Raw genomic sequence first — 16,329 nt, 5'->3', positions numbered from 1 at the left:
ATTTTGCTTTCACATAGGGAGTGAAGTGCTGTCTCTATCGGGAGACGGGTTCTGTGGAGTCCAGGAGGTCCAGCTCGGTACGTCGGGGCATGCCTTCCCAGTCTCCGGGCACCAAGCAAGCGAATGCACCAGTCCGGACGGCGGTCAGCAGGCGCTGGGGAACGTCCTCGTCATTGAGCAGCTCTGCGATGTATCCGGCGACGAAGGCGTCTCCCGCCCCTACTGTGTCTACGGCCCGGATGGGTACTGCGCGCTGGGCGTGCTTTTCACCGTGGACGACTGCGACGCAACCGTCAGCGCCCAGTTTTATGACCGCCTGAGATGCTCCCATCTCGTTAATTCGTCGAGCGAGTTCCCAAGGGTCTTGAGCACCGCCTACTGCGATGGCTGCTTCAGTGTCCCCAGCAAACACAACGTCCGCCCTGGGTATTATGCGGCGGTACTGTTCGCCGGCCTCTTCAGAGGACCATAGCGCTGAACGGTAGTTCAAATCAAAGGAGACCAGAGTACCGGCGGCCTGGGCACAGTCGAGGGCGTAGTTGACCGCATCGGCGGCGCTTGTGGATAGTGCGGGGGTGATGCCTGTTATGTGTAGCAGTTTCGCTTGGGCGATCTGCTCGGCCGGTACATCCTCGCGGCATAGCCGGGATCCGGCGCTGCCTTTGCGGTAGTACCAGACCTTTACGGCCTCAGCTGTCCTACGTTCCTTAATCATGAGCCCTGTGGGAGCTGTGTGGTCACGGGAGACGAGTGTGTTGATGGCTTCCGCTGCGAGCTCACGCAGTACCATTTCTCCCAGGCTGTCGGCTCCGACTCTGCCAGCCCACGTCACGGAAGTGCCGAGCCTGCGCAGCGCTATCGCAAAATTACTCTCTGCACCTCCCATACCCAGACTTAGTGAAGCAACGTGGGCGAGGGGGCCGGAAGACTCAGCCTTCATCAGCGCCATGGTCTCACCCATGGTCACGACGTCGGTGACATTGTAGGGAGTGATGGCAGGACTATCAGCCCCGGAATCCACCGTGATCATCGGTTTGTGCCTTTACGGTCCTCGGTCGCCGCAGATACCAGCTCGGTCACGCGTCGTGCCCTTTCTGTGAGCTGGGCGAGGCTGCCGCCGTCGAAGGCGTCACCCAGCAGGGGGCCGCCGAGGCTGACGGCGAGGGCGCCGGCCGAAATCCATCGCGGTGCGTCCTCGATGGTGATTCCGCCACTGGGTATGAGCTGCATCTGGGGGAACGGGCCGTGGAGTTGACCGATGTAATCCGGCCCGACAGTGGAAGCAGGGAAGACTTTGACGGCTACCGCGCCAGCGCTCCATCCCGCGTGCAGTTCGGTCGGGGTCAGGCCGCCTGGGACTATTGGTATTCCACGAGCGACAGCGGTATTGACGATGTCAAGGTTGGTTGACGGCGTGACCAGGAACTGGGCCCCGACGTCGCGGGCGCATTCAACTTGGCCTGTGGTGGTCACGGTGCCGATGCCTATTTCCGCAGTCTCTCCGAAAGCTGCCCTGATCTCGGGCAGGTGATCGAACACGCCCTGGGTTGTGAGCGTGAGTTCGATGAACCGGACTCCACCGGCGACCAGGCTTTCGATCACGGGCAGGTATTTGCTCGCGTGCGTGGTGCGCAGCACGGCTATCACCTGGCCCGTGAGCGGAACCGTCGGCTGTGGGGGAGAAGATGCGGTCATATCGCGTTATCCGTTCGTCCATGATGAGTTGGGCTCCGCGGAAAAATCACTTCGGATTTGGCGCGCTTATCCCTGCCGCGACCAGCGGTGGAGCGGCGGCGCTTAGAGCCCTAGTTAGGTTGGCTGGCCACCGGTTGGGCCAGGTTTTTGGCGATGTCCCTTTCGACGTCGCGAATATGGGCCACGGCCGCATCTCGGGCCTCCCGCACGCGGCCGGCGACGATGGCGTCGACAATTTTGCCGTGTCCTGCGTGGGAGTCTTCGCGACGCCCCGGCAGGGAAATCACCCGAAGCGAATACTTGGTCAGCATCGGCTCCAGGCTGCCGTAGATGGTTGCAAGCAGCTCGTTCTTTGAAGCCTTCGCGATTGTTTGGTGGAGCAGAATGTCCAGCTGCACGAATTCCTCGTCCGAGAGTTCAGGGTCTGAGCATTTTTCCATGATGCTCTCCAATGCAGCGGTGGTGGCGGGCGTGATTCTTTGCGCCGCCCAACCGGCCGCGTCGCGTTCGATCATGCGCCGAACTTCGAACAGCTCGGGCACGGTGAAATCTTCGAACACGAGCAGGTCCGACTGGCCTTGGGCAGCAACGGTATCGCTGACCACGAAGACGCCCACGCCATGACTGCTACTGACCAGGCCGCTTGCCTCGATACCCCGGATTGCTTCGCGCATCGAACTGCGGCTTACCCCGAACTCGTCGGCGAGGACGCGCTCGGCCGGTAGCTTTTCTCCCACAGCATAGACGCCATTGGTGATCAGTTGCGTCAGCTGGGCAGCGACGGAGTCCGACACTCTCAGCCGCGCAACACGCTCGATCCTGTTTGTAGATTCGGTCATGAGATCCCTCTTTCGCCAACCCGCACTGCTCGGTACATCCCTAATGATACTGGTCCGGTGGCCTGAACACTGGCCCATTCCGAAAAAGAAGACCGGGCGTGGCGGGAAAAAGGTTCGCCTTTCCCTGACTGCCCAGCGGGGAGGTGGCTTCATACCCGTTGAATGCCAATGCGGGGCGCTCAGTATGTTTTCTTCGGCGCCATGATGCCGTTGATGTACGCGGCATAAGCTTCCACGTTGTCTTTGGTCACCAGATGCGTCGTGATGTTGGAGATCTTGGGGACATAGTTCTTCAGGACCACGGACTGGAAGGCGATGTCGATCATCCTGATGGCGTTATCTACAGAATTCACGTCCACTGAGGCCGTCAGTTTGCCGTTCCGGATCGCATCCATGCCCGAGAGCAGTCCATCTGCGCCCACAATCACGATGCCCTGGGACCCGTCCCACTGTTTCAGTCCCGCAGCATCGACCGCCTGAGAGGCGCCGAGGGCCATGTCTTCGTTTTCTCCGTAGATCGCATTGATATCCGGGTGCCTGGTGAGGAGGTCTTGGGCCGCGCTGAGTCCCTTGTCGCGCAGATAGCCGCCGTCTGCAGTTCCCACGACCTCGATGCCCGGATTTTCGGCGAGAGCCTGGTTGAAGCCGATCAGCCGGGCCTTGGTCCAGTCGGAGCCGGAGGGACCCATAATCTGAACGATCTTGCCCTTGCCTTTGAGCGTATCCGCGATGAATTTTCCAGCCACATAGCCCGACTGTGTGCGGTTGTCGTAGCCAATATTGGAGACGGTGTTGATCTGATCCACTGGATAGAGCTCGACTGGCTGGTTGAACTGGAAGATCTTGGTGCCAGCGTTCATGGCGTTCTTATAGACGCCCTGCATGGTGGCGAAGTTGGCGCCCGTACAGATGAAGACGACGTCGAACTTGCGGCTTGTCCAGGTCTGGACGGTGCTGATCTGTTGTTCAACGGCGTTGAAGTTGCCAGTGGGGGATGACTTTTCCCATTTCCATTTGACCCCGTAGAGGTCTTCCAGTTGCGCCATTCGCGTGAAGGCTGCGTTTTCCATCTGCGTGTAGTACTCGGACAGGACCGGAGGGGTGAATCCGATCTGGACGGTGCGCCCGTTGACGAGTTTTTTGATGGCGTCGGTGAATTCCGCGCTGCCTTCGGCGCCGCTGCCTCCAGCACCGCCGGCGGCGGCCGACCCACCAGGAGGAGTTGTGCAGGCAGTGAGAAGACCGAGCGTCCCCATCAGGGCGCCTGCCCCGAGAATGTTGCGCCGGGTAGCCCCTGAGGTCGCATTCTCGCTTCGGGTTGAGGTCGTTTCCATTGTATTTCTCCTTTGAAAGTCAAGCAGGGGTGCGGTGCGGTTGTTTGGCAGGGGAGCGGGATCACTATCAGCCGGTGCGCCAGCGGTGGCGGTGGCGCTACCAGGCTTGGGGCAAAAGTGGATCAGCTCAAGGCCTGTTTGGTCATCGTCGAGGGTGCCGATTCTTGTTGTTGCTGTGGGGATTGTTCGATTTCCGCGCTGTTCTGACGCTGCTGGAAGTATGCGGTAATGCGATCGAGCAGTACGGCAAGTAACAGGATGATTCCAGTGACGACCTGCTGCCATTCGGACTTGACGCCGGCGATGTTCATTGCGTTTGCGATCAGGGTGATGGTCAGGGCGCCGAGAATGGCACCCACCATCCGGCCACGGCCTCCGGTCAGGGCTGCACCGCCGATGATGGCCGCCGTGATGGCCAGGATTTCATAGCCCGTCCCGAGAGTCGGGGCCACGTTGGTGGCACGGCCGGCAAGTATCACTCCGGCGAGTCCGGCACATCCACCGCTTACGACATAAGCGAATGTCTTCACCCTTGAGACTGAAATACCCGAGAGGCGGGCCGCGTCCGGGCTCCCTCCAACTGCGTACAGGTGGCGTCCAATGACCGATTTGCGCAGCATGAAGGAGACGAGGATGCAGAGGATGATGGCAATGATGATTGGGACGCTGATGATGCCGCCGAGCTTGACCTGGCCTCCAACGATCCTGTACTCCGGGGTCATATAGCGGGTGAAAGGCGTTCCCTTGGTCCAGAGGAACAGTACGCCCCGTGCTACACCGAGCATGGCGAGCGTGGCAACAAAATCGGGCAGCCCCAGTTTCGTGATCATCAGCGAATTCAGCAGGCCGCAAACGAGACCGCAACCAATGCCTGCTAACAATGCGAGCGGGAAGATGAGCCCCTGGTTGATCAGGAAGGCCGCAACACCAGCTGAGAGGCCCATGACCGAACCAACGGAGAGGTCGATTCCACGCGCGATGAGCACGATCGTCATGCCCAGAGCGAGAAGCAGCACGAAGACCGCCTGGTTGGCTACGTTTTCCCAGTTTCCAAAACTGAGGAAAGACGGTGCAACGAATGTCATCGTGATGATGAACAGGATAAGCAGGCCCACCAGGCCGGATCCTGGCTTGGCGAGAATCGTTTCGATCCGGTTGCTTAGGGCGGGTGCGTTCAGGGAAGAAGACATGTCGGGCCTCACTGGGCATTCTGGGTTGCGGCCGCTGCCGGGGACACCGGGCGGAACGTGGACTGCAGCCATTTTTGGGCGCCGCGGTCGAAGGCCACCGCGGCCACGATGGCCGCGCCGGTCACGATCGAGAACCAGAGCGGGTCGACGCCGATCAGTTGCAGACCGCGGCTGAGAATGGATAGGAAGAAGGCGCCAAGAGCAGCACGCCAGATGCTTCCGCGGCCACCCGCGAGGGCAACTCCGCCCACGACGCACCCGGCGATCGCTGTCAGTTCATAACCGCCCCCGAGTCCGGGCTGGACGGAGTTGAGGTGGGATGCCAGGAGCACTCCGCCGATGCCGGCAATGACTCCGGAGATGATGAAGACCGCGAACTTGGTCCTGCGCACGCTGACCGCAGCCAGGTACGCCGCGTTCGGGTTGATGCCTACGGCATAGATCGTCCGACCGAAAGGTGTTTTGATGAGCGCGACCTCAAGGATGAGCAGGATGACCGCTGTGATTAGCACCCCTGTCGGGATCCCTGCGATTTTTTCTCCCGCGAGGGCAAGGAAGGAACTGTCCGCAGTACCGGTGAGCTGTGTATGAGACGTGAAGACCTGCAGCACACCAGCCCCGATGCTCAGTGTCGCTAGCGTGACGATAAAGTCGCTGACGCCCAGCCCAGCCACGAAGGCCCCGTTCACCAGCCCGAAGATCAGCCCGGTGGCGATACCGGCAAGCACAGCCAGGACAGTGGGTGCACCGTTCATGGTGGCGAAGAGGGTTGCGGCAGCGCTCAGACCGATGTTGGAGCCGATGGACAGGTCGATTCCGCCGCTGATCAGGACGAAGGTCAGGCCGGCCGCCAGCAGCACCGCGGAAACGGATTCGACGAAGGTGTTGTAGATATTGTCGGGGCTAAGGAAATACGGAGACGCGAGGGCAAAGTAAACGCACATCATCAGGAAGACGATCGAAACGGCGACACCGTCAATCGCCAGTACTCGAGAAGAACGCTGGAAGATGCTCATACTGCTACCGCTCCTCGGGTTGCCAGAGAGATGATTCGTTCGCCGAGTTCACTGGTTTCGGACGCTGTTTCGTCACGGCCGGTGCTCTCGAGTTCGCCCACAATGGTTCCTTCGCGCATCACAGCGATACGGTCGGATACGCGAATCAGTTCGGGTAGTTCGGAGCTGATCACGATTGCTGCCCCTCCCTGGTCGACGAAGTCGTAGATCAGCCGGTAGACCTCGGCTTTGGCGCCGACATCGATGCCTTGGGTGGGCTCATCAAAAATAATCAGATCGGGTTCGGTGAAGAGGCAGCGTGCGATGACGACCTTCTGCTGGTTCCCGCCACTGAGATTGCGGATTTTTTCCTGCACGGAAGCCGTCTTTACGCTCAGATCACTGACGTACCTTTTCGCCGTGGCCGTCTCCTGCCGGCCGCGCAGGAACAGGCGCCCAGCGGCCGTCCTGTTCAGGTCCGAGATGGTGATGTTCCGCTTGATTGAGAAGTCGCCGAGAATAGCGTGGGTTTTGCGCTCTTCGGGCACGTAGGTGATGCCTCTCTGGCGGGCCTCACGAGGATTGCGGATAACCACGGGGCGGGAATGCAGGAAGATGGTTCCTGAGTCCGGGCGGTCGGCGCCCAGAATAACCATTGCAGTTTCGGTCCGGCCCGCACCGGCGATTCCGGCCAGCCCGAGGATCTCTCCCCGCCGGACGGACAGGCTGATGTCATGAAGAAGGGGGTGGCGGCTGACCGAATCCAGCCGCAGGACCTCGTCCCGGGCCCCGGTGAAGCCGTGAGCCCTTCCTTCCTCGACCGTCTCTTCCCGTGCTGCCAGGTTGGATCGCCCGACCATGAGCCGGACGAGCGATTCTGCAGTCTGTCCGGCAGGGTCTACGGTTGCGACGAGCTGACCATCGCGGAGCACCGTGATGGTGTCGGCCAGTCCGAAGAGCTCATCGAGACGGTGGGTGACCCAGAGCAGGGAGATTCCCCTCTGGCGTAGCTGGCGCATGTAACTGAACAATGTGAGGCGTTCGTGATCGGCCAAGCCGGAGGTTGGTTCATCCAGGATCAGGACCTGTGTCCGGAAGGCCAATGCTTTGATGATCTGCACGACGTGCTGCTTAAGGGCTCCGAGGGCTTCGACCGGGACTTTAATGTCGTGGTCGGTGAGGCCGAACTCATGCGCAAGTTCAAGCACACGGGAGCGCATTTCTTTTTCGTCGAGAACTCCGGCGACACGGTTTCTGCCGTTGATGAGTTCGCGGCCGAGGAAGATGTTCTCCACGGCGGAGAGATTCGGGGCAAGTGACTGTTCCTGGTGGACTGTTGAAATGCCGAGGTCCTGGGCGTCCCGTGGGGTCCCGATGGTGACTTCGGAGCCGTTCACCCGGACTGTTCCGGCCGTAGGGGCCACCGTTCCGGAAAGGATGTTGATTAGCGTCGACTTTCCGGCCCCGTTCTCGCCGAGAAGCCCGTGGATTTCGCCGGGGCGCAGATCAATGTCGACGTTGGCCAGGGCCACGACGCCGGGGTAGACCTTCCCGACGCCGCGCACGGACACGATGGGCTCATCGCCCGGTCCGGCCGCGCCGCTTGGAGAGTTTTCGTTGTTGTTCATTCCAACCTCATCGTCGAAATTGATTCCGTGTGGTGGTACCCCGGTAACCCGGTGGTCTGATGACTTAGTGCGAACTGGGCGCGCAAGAATGCCGGGAATGCCGGCTGTCGAGAATTGGAAAGCAGTTTGGAGCAGCTGCCGGGGGCGCGTCCCGCCGGGTGAGCGGCGGGACGCGTCGCTGACAAAGAGTGCTTAGACGGCGTCGATGAGCTCGAGGAATTCTTTGCTCGTGCGGACGTCGCCATGGTTGGCCTGAATGTTCCTCAATGCCTCCCAGTGCTGGCCGTAGCCCAGCGGATCGTCCTGTCCCGAGGGGATGGCTGCGCAGGTGTCGGCGAGAGTGATGATCTTGAAGTCCTGGTTGGCACCGTCGATTGCGGTAGCGATCTGGCAGTTGCCCGTGGAGAGGCCGGCAATCACCAGCGTGTCGGCGCCCGCACGGCGCATGTACTCTGTCAGCGGCGTGCCATAGAACGATGAGAAACGGTGCTTGCGGATCACCGGCTCATCATCCAGCGGCTTGAGTTCGTCGACGAGCTCATCGCCTCCATTGCCCCAAGAACCCGGGAAGCTGCCGAGCTGGCCTTCCAGACCCCATTTGACGTCGGCGTAGCCGGCGTCCTTACCATCCCCGCGAAGACCCCAGAGCGACCACACGACGGGGATGCCCTTCGCGCGGCAGGCTTCAAGGACATTCTTGACCGGCTCGATGGTGTCCTTGCCCTCCGGTGCGCCTCCGACACTGGGAATGTACATCGCGCCGCCGGGCTCTGCGCACGCCTTCTGCATGTCGAGTACGAGCAACATCGTCTTCTTGGGATCGATGGTGGGGGCAAGGTAGCGCGAACGGTCGATGACCTTGTCGATGTTTTCGTAGGTGTAGTCCAGTGAAGACATTTGTTCTCCTTCTTACAGGGCGGCAGCTTTGCGGCACCCATGGTTTTCCGCGTGGTCGCGGTCTTCAAGCCTTACCGGATCTTCTTTCCGACACATGTGAGCTACATGACAGGTGATCCGGTGGTCTGAACACTACGAGACGCCAAAGGGGCTGTCAATACCTTTTTAGGATTTCCAAGAAGGGCGCTGAACCGCCAGCCACAGCCGTGCTCAAGGGATCCGGTCCGGCAAGACGTCCTTGTCATCCGTCAGGGGAGGGATTGACTCGGGAAGTTTTCTAGGGGAAGCTTCTGGTCAGACCACCCGATCATCAAGCCACAGCTTCAATTTCAATCGCTGCACTGCGGAAGTAGATGGCCAGTCCGGAGGTAAATGGAAGGCAATGAAGAAATTTTTGAATGAACCATCGACTGCGGTGGATGACTACGTGGCGGGGCTCGTGGGCGCGCACCGGGAGATCCTGGAGTGGGACTGCACGAACCGGGTGCTTCAACGCCGGGAAGCTCCCCCTTTCCCGAAGGTCGGGCTCGTGGGGGGTGGCGGTTCAGGCTGCGAACCCACACACACCGGCTTCGTCGGTTACGGGATGCTGGATGCCGCCGCACCTGGGCAGATCTTCACCTCACCCGTCCCAAACCAAATCGTCGCCGCTACCCGCCGCGCCAACGCGGGAAGCGGGGTTCTGCACATCATCAAAAACTTTACGGGCGAGGTGATGAATTTCGGGATGGCTCAGGAGATCCTGTACTTCGAAGACATCCAGGTGGCGCAGGTTGTCGTCAACGATGACGTATCGATCCCGGACGACGGGGAAACGGCTGGACGCCGGGGGCTCGGGGCCACAGTCCTTGTCGAAAAGATTGCAGGCGCTGCCGCGGAGGAGGGCAGGGAACTGTCCGAGGTGCTGGCCGTTGCCGAGAAAGTGATCGCCCGCTCAGGAACGTTCGCGGTAGGACTCTCCTCGTGCACTCCTCCTGCACGCGGAAAGCCGGTGTACGAACTTGCCGAAACTGACATGGATCTAGGTATCGGCATCAGCGGTGAACCCGGACGTGAACGGGTCCCGATGGCCAACGCCCGGGAGATTGCGCGTCTGATGGTCAACGAGGTCCTATCAGACCTCGCACCGAAGGACGGGGCTGACCTTCTCATGCTGGTCAACGGGATGGGAGCCACGCCGCATCACGAGCTTTATCTTCTCGCCGGAGAACTGACCGCGGCGGCAGAGGCGCGCGGCGCCTGCATCACTCGTCAGCTAGTGGGAAATTTCGTAACTTCCCTCGATCAGACGGGCGCCGCAGTAACCTTCCTTGAACTCGACCAGGAGCTAAAAGACCTATGGGACGCTCCGGTCCATACAGCAGCATTGCGGTGGGGACGATGAAAATGACGACGGACACCAACCTGACAAGAACCGACTTGGAGCGCTGGATCCTGGATTTCGCAGACCAGATCATCCAACAGCACCTCACCCTCAGCGATCTAGACGCCGCCAGCGGCGATGCAGACCACGGCTCAAACATGGAGCGCGGAATGTCCGCACTGCTCAAGTCTGTGCCTGATTGGGACGCAGCCGCGACTCCAGGGGAGTTCCTCAAGGATGTCGGCCTGCATATCGTTTCCTCGGTCGGAGGGTCCAGCGGTGCGCTCTACGGAACCATCTTCCTCCGGATGGCGAGAGCGGTGGGCGACGCTCCGACTATCAGTCCGGGACTGCTGTCAGACGCCTTTGAAGCGGCCACCCAGGGGGTCAGTGAGAGAGGCAAAGTAAAACAAGGTGACAAAACCATGTTCGACGCGCTGGCCCCGTCCGTCCAAACACTGAAGGCGAAGTTGACGGAAGAGAAATCTCTGTCAGAGGCACTGAGGTCGGCGGCGACTGCGGCTGAAGCCGGCCGCGACGCGACTGCCGACATGGTTGCCCGCAAGGGCAAATCCAGCTACGCGCGGGAAAACTCCAGAGGGTTCATCGATCCCGGGGCAGTGTCCGTTGCCATGCTGATCCGCTCGGCTGCCAGAACGCTTGCATGAACCACGGGCAGGAGCTCAGGCCGACGCTGCCCGCGGCATCGCTATGCCCAAGGCCGGCTCAGCCCTGCAGTTCACTCAGCACCACCTAGCGCGTCCAAAAACCTTGACACCGGTGAGCAAATGCGGAAGAGTTCAGACCACCTGATAACCGGATGATTGACGCGCGGTGGTTCATCAAGTCCAGCAACTCGCGATCAGTCCGCTCGGGATATACCCCCTGCGAACCGTTCATTCCGATATCTACACACAAGAGAAAGTGAGTCACCCATGAGTTTGCATGGATCAAAGATTGCCCTGTTGATCGAGGATGAGTACCAGATCCTGGAGGGCTGGTACCCGCTGCTCCGCCTGCAGGAAGCCGGAGCGGACGTGCGCGTCATTGGCAGCGGCACGAAGAACAGTTACCACAGCAAGGAGCACTACCCGATGGAGGTCGACGCGGCTGCGGCCGACGTCAGCGCCTCCGACTTCGACGCCGTTGTCGTCCCGGGCGGCTTCGCCCCGGACAACATGCGCCTTCACCCTGAAATGATCGGCCTCGTCCGGGACATGAATGAGGCAGGCAAACTCGTCACCGCCATCTGCCACGGCGGATGGGTGCTGGTCTCCGCCGGCGTGCTCAAGGGCAAGAACGCCACCGGCTACCTGCCGATCAAGGACGACGTGGAAAACGCCGGCGGCACCTGGGTCGATGACGCTGTTGTCGTGGACGGGAACGTCATCACCTCCAGGACCCCGGTCGATCTTCCCGACTTCACCCGCGCAATCATCGCCTACCTCGAAGGCCGCCCCACCGAAACCGAACACACCACCCACAACCACGCGACAGACCTGACCGGCGACCCGGCCGGCACGCGATACGAAACCGGCGCGTCCGTCTCATAGCGGATGCCGCCAACCCCAGGCAGAAGCCACACAGTACGTGTGACCTGCGGAGTGTGTGGACGGGCCGCGTTCCCGGGAAGTGGGTGGTACGCGGCCCAACCGCGCAGCACCAGCTCCTGCAGCGGAGAACTGAAAAAGACAGAAAGTGTGGACGGCACGTGGTGCCGTCATCGAATTTAGGAGAATCGCAGTGGCTACAACGAAGAAGCCTGAAGCCGTTGACGCCGTCGTCGTCGGACTGGGTGCCAATGGCGGCACGGCGGCGAAAGTCTTGAGCGAGGCAGGGCTCAAAGTGGTCGGCTTTGACCGGGGCCCTTGGCTTCGCGCCCACGAACACTACTCCGGAGACGAGCTGAAATTCGTCAACCGCAATTACATGTGGCCCGACCCAACACTGTTCCCGCGAACCCTCCGCTATGCCGAGGATGAAGTGGCGCAGCCCTTCTCGTTCTCCCCAACCCCCCAGATGGTCGGCGGCGGAACGAACCACTGGGCGGGCTGGGTGCCCAGGCCACGGGAATCCGACTTCATGCTGCGCTCCCTCCACGGCGATATCGACGGCATGAACCTGGCCGACTGGCCGTTCCGATACGAGCACCTGGAACCCTACCTGACGAAAGTTGAATGGGCGTTCGGAGTCTCAGGCATCGCTGGGGCCGATAAGTACGAGCCATACCGTTCCAAGGGCTACCCGAGCCCGCCCCTGCGTCCTACCCGTTACGGAAAACGCTTCTATGACGCGTGCAACAAGATGGGTATCAACGCATTCCCGATCCCCCATGCGATGGTCACCAACAACCACAACGGACGCGACCCGTTCAACAAAACCAGTTTCTGGAACCAGTACGGTGATCCCTCCGGCGCCCGGTCCAACGTCTTGACCACCTTCATCCCCGACGCACTGGCTACGGGAAACTTTGAGGTCCGCGCAGAAAGCTTCGTCCGCGAAGTGAAGATCGGCAAAGACGGCAAGGCCACCGGCGTCCTCTATGTTGACCCGGACGGAAATGAGGTCGAGCAGGACGCCAAGGTCGTCATCCTTGCCTTGGGCGCCATCGAATCTGCTCGCCTGATGTTGCTCTCCCGCTCTGCGCAGTTCCCGGATGGGCTGGGGAACAGCTCCGGTCTGGTGGGAAAGAATGCAACATTCCACGAATACCTGTTCGCCGTCGGGCTGTTCGACAACGAGATCGACGAGCCGTTGAACGGCTTTGCCGGTAACTACATCTCCGGCGGATCCCTGGAATTCTACGAAACTGATGAAAACCGAGGCCACATCGGCGGGTGCATCATTTCAGCCTCGCAAACCTGTCACCCAGTCAACTGGGTCTTCCCGGGCCGCCCCACCTGGGGTGACGCCCTCAAGGACGCGGACCGAAACTATTACAACTACGCCATGAAGATCGGCCTGATCCTCCACGACATGCCCGTGGAATCAAACCGGGTCGACCTTGACCCAACAGTTAAGGACGCCTGGGGGCTGCCCGTGGCCCGCATTACCCACCGGCCACATGCCAACGACATCGCCATGGGCAAATGGCAGGTGGACAAGAACGCCGAAATCCTCGAAGCTGCCGGTGCCCGTAAGACGGTCCCGGTCTACCTGGACAAGATGACCGGCAATACCTGCCACCAGCACGGCACGGCCCGCATGGGCGTAGACCCGTCCAAGAGTGTGCTCAATGAATGGGGCCAGTCTCACGACGTCGACAACCTGTTTGTTGTTGACGGCTCCGGCTTCCCGACCGCTACGGGCGTGAACCCCACGTTGACCATGATGGCCAACGCCTGGCGCTGCTCGGACTATATCGCCACCACCTACTCCAAGGGCCGGGTCGAACGGCTCGCCCAGCCGGCCTGACGGAAAGGACACGCTGAAATGACACTGAAATCAGAATGGGAAATCGTCGGCGAACCCGTGGACCCGGATTCGACGGAGCGGTACTTCTTCACCGAACACGAATGGAACACGGTCGAGGCGGCCACTGCGCGAATCATGCCCACTGACCAGGACCCGGGGGCCAGGGAAGCCCGCGTGGTCGTCTTCATCGACCGGTACGTGTCGGGGATCGGCTATATTTTCGCGGCAGCGGATGGCTCGGGGTTCCTGAAGCTGTCAGGAAAGCATGCCGACGCGTGGCGTGGCCGGCAGTTCAAGATGCAGGAGCTTTACCGTGAAGGCGTCAAGGCGTTGGATGCCATTGCGCGGAACGTGGACGGAAAGAACTTCGTCGACCTGAACGAGGAACAGCAGGACCAGGTGCTGGTTGCCCTTTCAGGGGCTCCAAAGCCGATCAAGGTCACGCTGGGCACCAAGGAACCGGTCACGACGTTCCTCCAGGGATCGTTCGATGAGAACCTTCCGTTCTTTGACACGCTGTGCCTGCACACCCGCCAAGGCTTCTACGGCGACCCGGTGTACGGCGGCAACAAGGATCAGATGGGGTGGAAAACCATCGGATTCCCGGGTCCGAAATCGCTTAAGGACACCATGGACGGGACTTACGACACCACGGAGTACTTCTATGACGGCGACTACGACTGGTACGACCTGATCCCGCACCTGAACGAGTCTGTTCCCCGAGACCACTAACCCTAAACACGGACGGCGGCCCGGCATTTCCCGAAGTGCCGGGCCGCCTGTCGGCAGAATTCGCGACACCCGCGAAAGGACCTAAGAGCATGAAGATAACAGAGGTAAAGGCTTTCCCCGTCGGGGTGCCACTGGATGAGCCGCTCCGCTGGGGCGCGATGGAAGTGAACGTCAAAGGCGGCATCATTGTCCGGGTAAAAACCGACGAAGGTATCGAAGGGATCGGTGAGGCCGGATTCTCAGCCGAATACTTCCCCACTGTGGGTCCCATCATCAACCACCAGCTGGGTCCAATGCTCATCGGGCGTGACCCACTGGACATTGCGTCCATCTGGCAGGACATGCTCAATGCAACACACATGTGGGGCCGCCGCGGAATCGAGACCTACGCGCTGAGTGGCATTGACATCGCCCTCTGGGATCTTCTCGGCAAGGCCAGCAACCAGCCTGTCTACCGTCTCCTGGGAGCCTCCAAGTCGAAGGTGAAAGCGTACTACGCGCCGTCCCTGAAGCCGACCGAGGCAATAGTGGAAGAGTCTATAGCCGCCGTTGAGCAGGGTTTCTTCGCCATGAAGCTGCGCAATGGTCCGAGTCTGAGCAAGGGCGTGGACATGGTCGCCCGCGTCCGCGATGCAGTCGGTCCCGACATTGACATTATGGTCGATGCGAACATGGCCTTTGACCGCCGGGAGGCGCTCACCCTTGCCACCGAACTCGAGCAATTGGGCGTGTTGTGGCTGGAAGAACCCATTCTTTCCCGCAGCCTCACCCAGTACATCGACGATCATTCCTGGCTCTCTGACCGGGTATCGCTCAAACTCGCCGGCGGCGAATCGCTGCTTACCCGCTACGAGTACCTCGACCTTCTGCGCAAGCGGACCTTTGATGTCCTGCAGCCGGACTGCACAAGTGTCGGCGGAATCTCCGAATGCAAGCGGGTGGCCGATATGGCCAGCTCTTGGAACCTGTGGTGCGTCCCCCACATTGCCTGCAGCTCCGGAACCGGGGTGGCACTGGCCGCAGGGCTCCATATGATTCTCAGCTGCGAAAATGCGCCAATGATCGAATTTGACGCCTACGGGGGCCCCGGTTGGGACGGGCTGCTGGAACAGCCCCTCACAGCCACGGGGGGATACGTTGAAGCACGTGAAGTTCCAGGGCTGGGCATCGAATTCGCAGATGGAGCATTGGAAAAATACACGCTGACCGACGCACGTTTCGCCTCGGCTGCGTAATCAACATAAGCGGTGACGCTGGTGTCGCGCTTCGGGCAAACGCGCGACACCAGAACCCCTTAACCGCACCGGATCAAAACCGCCATTCGGAGACTCCTGATCATGAAAAGCAGGCACGTCGACATTGCCATCGATGCCGGAGCGGATCTTGCCGAGGGGCCGTGGTGGGACGAGCAGCGGCAGGAACTGCTGTGGGTTGACATCTTCGCCGGCAGGATTCACATGCTCGATCCCGCATCGGGTCTGGACCGCAGCATCGACGTCGGCCAGCCGGTTGGCATGGTGGCGCGGCGCCAGTCAGGGGGACTGGTGTGCGCAGTACGCGACGGAATCGGTTTCATCCACCCCGATGGGAACGCCTTCGAGCTCGCCGTCCCGGTTGAGTCCGACATTGCCGGTAATCGGATGAATGACGGCGCGTGTGATCCCGCCGGCCGTCTTTGGGCCGGGACCATGGCCACGGACCTTTCACCATCGGCCGGGAGCCTCTACCGAATCAGCAGCACACTCTGCGTGACCCCGGTACGCCAGAACGTTTCTATTTCAAACGGCCTGGACTGGTCGCCGGACGGCCAAACCTTCTACTTCACCGATTCGTCGACCAGAAGGCTGGATGCCTACGATTTCGATATCGAAACAGGCCAGATCAGCAACGGCCGCGTTCTGGTGGATCTGCCCCATCCTGTCGCCACGCCGGACGGAATGGCGGTCGACGCCGAGGGAACCATCTGGGTGGCCATGTGGGACGGGGGCTGTGTCCAGCGCTTCAGCCCCGAAGGCGTGTTGCTGGAAACACTCGACTTGCCCGTTAGCAGGCCGACCAGCGTCGCCTTCGGCGGCCCCGCTCTCAATCAGTTATTCATCACGTCAGCGCGCAACGGCCTGACGCCCCGGCAGCTACAGGACCAGCCCCATGCAGGTGCAATCTTCGTTCTGGAGCCGGGCGTGACAGGAAGACCCCCGTACTCTTTCCGCGGATAGGCCTTCACCATACCGGGAGACAGTGC

Annotated in this window: 15 protein-coding genes; 7 read left to right on the top strand and 8 right to left on the bottom strand. The window is 60.8% G+C overall.

The window, feature by feature from the left end:
* Positions 1–34: 34 nt before the first annotated feature.
* The 8 genes from AUR_RS09580 to AUR_RS09545 all read right to left on the bottom strand — a co-directional run bounded on the left by AUR_RS09580 (position 35) and on the right by AUR_RS09545 (position 8,578).
* Positions 35–1,030, bottom strand: coding sequence for a sugar kinase (locus AUR_RS09580; protein ID WP_062098655.1), 996 nt, complete (start codon positions 1,028–1,030; stop codon positions 35–37).
* Positions 1,027–1,695 (bottom strand): bifunctional 4-hydroxy-2-oxoglutarate aldolase/2-dehydro-3-deoxy-phosphogluconate aldolase, encoded by a 669-nt coding sequence (locus tag AUR_RS09575; RefSeq protein WP_021473245.1) that lies wholly within the window; start codon positions 1,693–1,695, stop codon positions 1,027–1,029. Before AUR_RS09575 ends, AUR_RS09580 begins: the two co-directional genes overlap by 4 nt.
* A gap of 110 nt (positions 1,696–1,805) precedes the next feature.
* Entirely contained in the window at positions 1,806–2,534 is a 729-nt protein-coding gene (locus AUR_RS09570) for a FadR/GntR family transcriptional regulator (protein ID WP_062098653.1), read from the bottom strand.
* Positions 2,535–2,713: 179 nt separating this feature from the next.
* The gene (locus tag AUR_RS09565; protein WP_164888672.1) at positions 2,714–3,790 is read right to left on the bottom strand and encodes a sugar ABC transporter substrate-binding protein; all 1,077 of its coding nucleotides are present in this window, start codon (positions 3,788–3,790) and stop codon (positions 2,714–2,716) included.
* Between the two features lie 200 nt (positions 3,791–3,990).
* Entirely contained in the window at positions 3,991–5,058 is a 1,068-nt protein-coding gene (locus AUR_RS09560) for an ABC transporter permease (RefSeq protein ID WP_069694467.1), read from the bottom strand.
* Between the two features lie 8 nt (positions 5,059–5,066).
* A complete protein-coding gene (locus AUR_RS09555) occupies positions 5,067–6,074 on the bottom strand; it encodes an ABC transporter permease (RefSeq protein WP_021473241.1) in 1,008 nt (335 codons plus the stop codon).
* Positions 6,071–7,681: a sugar ABC transporter ATP-binding protein gene (locus AUR_RS09550; protein ID WP_021473240.1), complete on the bottom strand. Its 1,611-nt coding sequence runs from the start codon at positions 7,679–7,681 to the stop codon at positions 6,071–6,073. The genes AUR_RS09555 and AUR_RS09550 overlap by 4 nt, the downstream gene beginning before the upstream one ends.
* Positions 7,682–7,873: 192 nt before the next feature.
* A complete protein-coding gene (locus AUR_RS09545) occupies positions 7,874–8,578 on the bottom strand; it encodes a cysteine hydrolase family protein (protein WP_021473239.1) in 705 nt (234 codons plus the stop codon).
* Positions 8,579–8,960: 382 nt separating this feature from the next.
* Here AUR_RS09545 and AUR_RS09540 point away from each other — a divergent pair, with 382 nt between their 5' ends.
* The 7 genes from AUR_RS09540 to AUR_RS09510 all read left to right on the top strand — a co-directional run bounded on the left by AUR_RS09540 (position 8,961) and on the right by AUR_RS09510 (position 16,303).
* Positions 8,961–9,962 carry a dihydroxyacetone kinase subunit DhaK gene (locus tag AUR_RS09540; RefSeq protein WP_021473237.1) on the top strand — a complete coding sequence of 334 codons (1,002 nt, stop codon included), beginning with the start codon at positions 8,961–8,963 and terminating at the stop codon, positions 9,960–9,962.
* 2 nt (positions 9,963–9,964) lie between these two features.
* Positions 9,965–10,609, top strand: a complete 645-nt coding sequence (gene dhaL / locus AUR_RS09535) for a dihydroxyacetone kinase subunit DhaL (RefSeq protein WP_021473236.1) — start codon at positions 9,965–9,967, stop codon at positions 10,607–10,609.
* Between the two features lie 267 nt (positions 10,610–10,876).
* Complete coding sequence (locus AUR_RS09530; RefSeq protein ID WP_082694467.1) at positions 10,877–11,494, top strand: type 1 glutamine amidotransferase domain-containing protein; 618 nt, start codon at positions 10,877–10,879, stop codon at positions 11,492–11,494.
* A 190-nt stretch (positions 11,495–11,684) separates the two neighbouring features.
* Positions 11,685–13,355 (top strand): GMC family oxidoreductase, encoded by a 1,671-nt coding sequence (locus AUR_RS09525; RefSeq protein WP_021474676.1) that lies wholly within the window; start codon positions 11,685–11,687, stop codon positions 13,353–13,355.
* Between the two features lie 18 nt (positions 13,356–13,373).
* Complete coding sequence (locus tag AUR_RS09520; protein WP_062098650.1) at positions 13,374–14,087, top strand: gluconate 2-dehydrogenase subunit 3 family protein; 714 nt, start codon at positions 13,374–13,376, stop codon at positions 14,085–14,087.
* 89 nt (positions 14,088–14,176) lie between these two features.
* Positions 14,177–15,322 carry a mandelate racemase/muconate lactonizing enzyme family protein gene (locus tag AUR_RS09515; RefSeq protein ID WP_062098649.1) on the top strand — a complete coding sequence of 382 codons (1,146 nt, stop codon included), beginning with the start codon at positions 14,177–14,179 and terminating at the stop codon, positions 15,320–15,322.
* A 102-nt stretch (positions 15,323–15,424) separates the two neighbouring features.
* Entirely contained in the window at positions 15,425–16,303 is an 879-nt protein-coding gene (locus tag AUR_RS09510) for an SMP-30/gluconolactonase/LRE family protein (RefSeq protein ID WP_021474679.1), read from the top strand.
* Positions 16,304–16,329: the final 26 nt, after the last annotated feature.

The organism is Paenarthrobacter ureafaciens (assembly GCF_004028095.1).
GTDB lineage: Bacteria > Actinomycetota > Actinomycetes > Actinomycetales > Micrococcaceae > Arthrobacter > Arthrobacter ureafaciens.
This window is presented reverse-complemented; position numbering and strand designations above follow the sequence as displayed.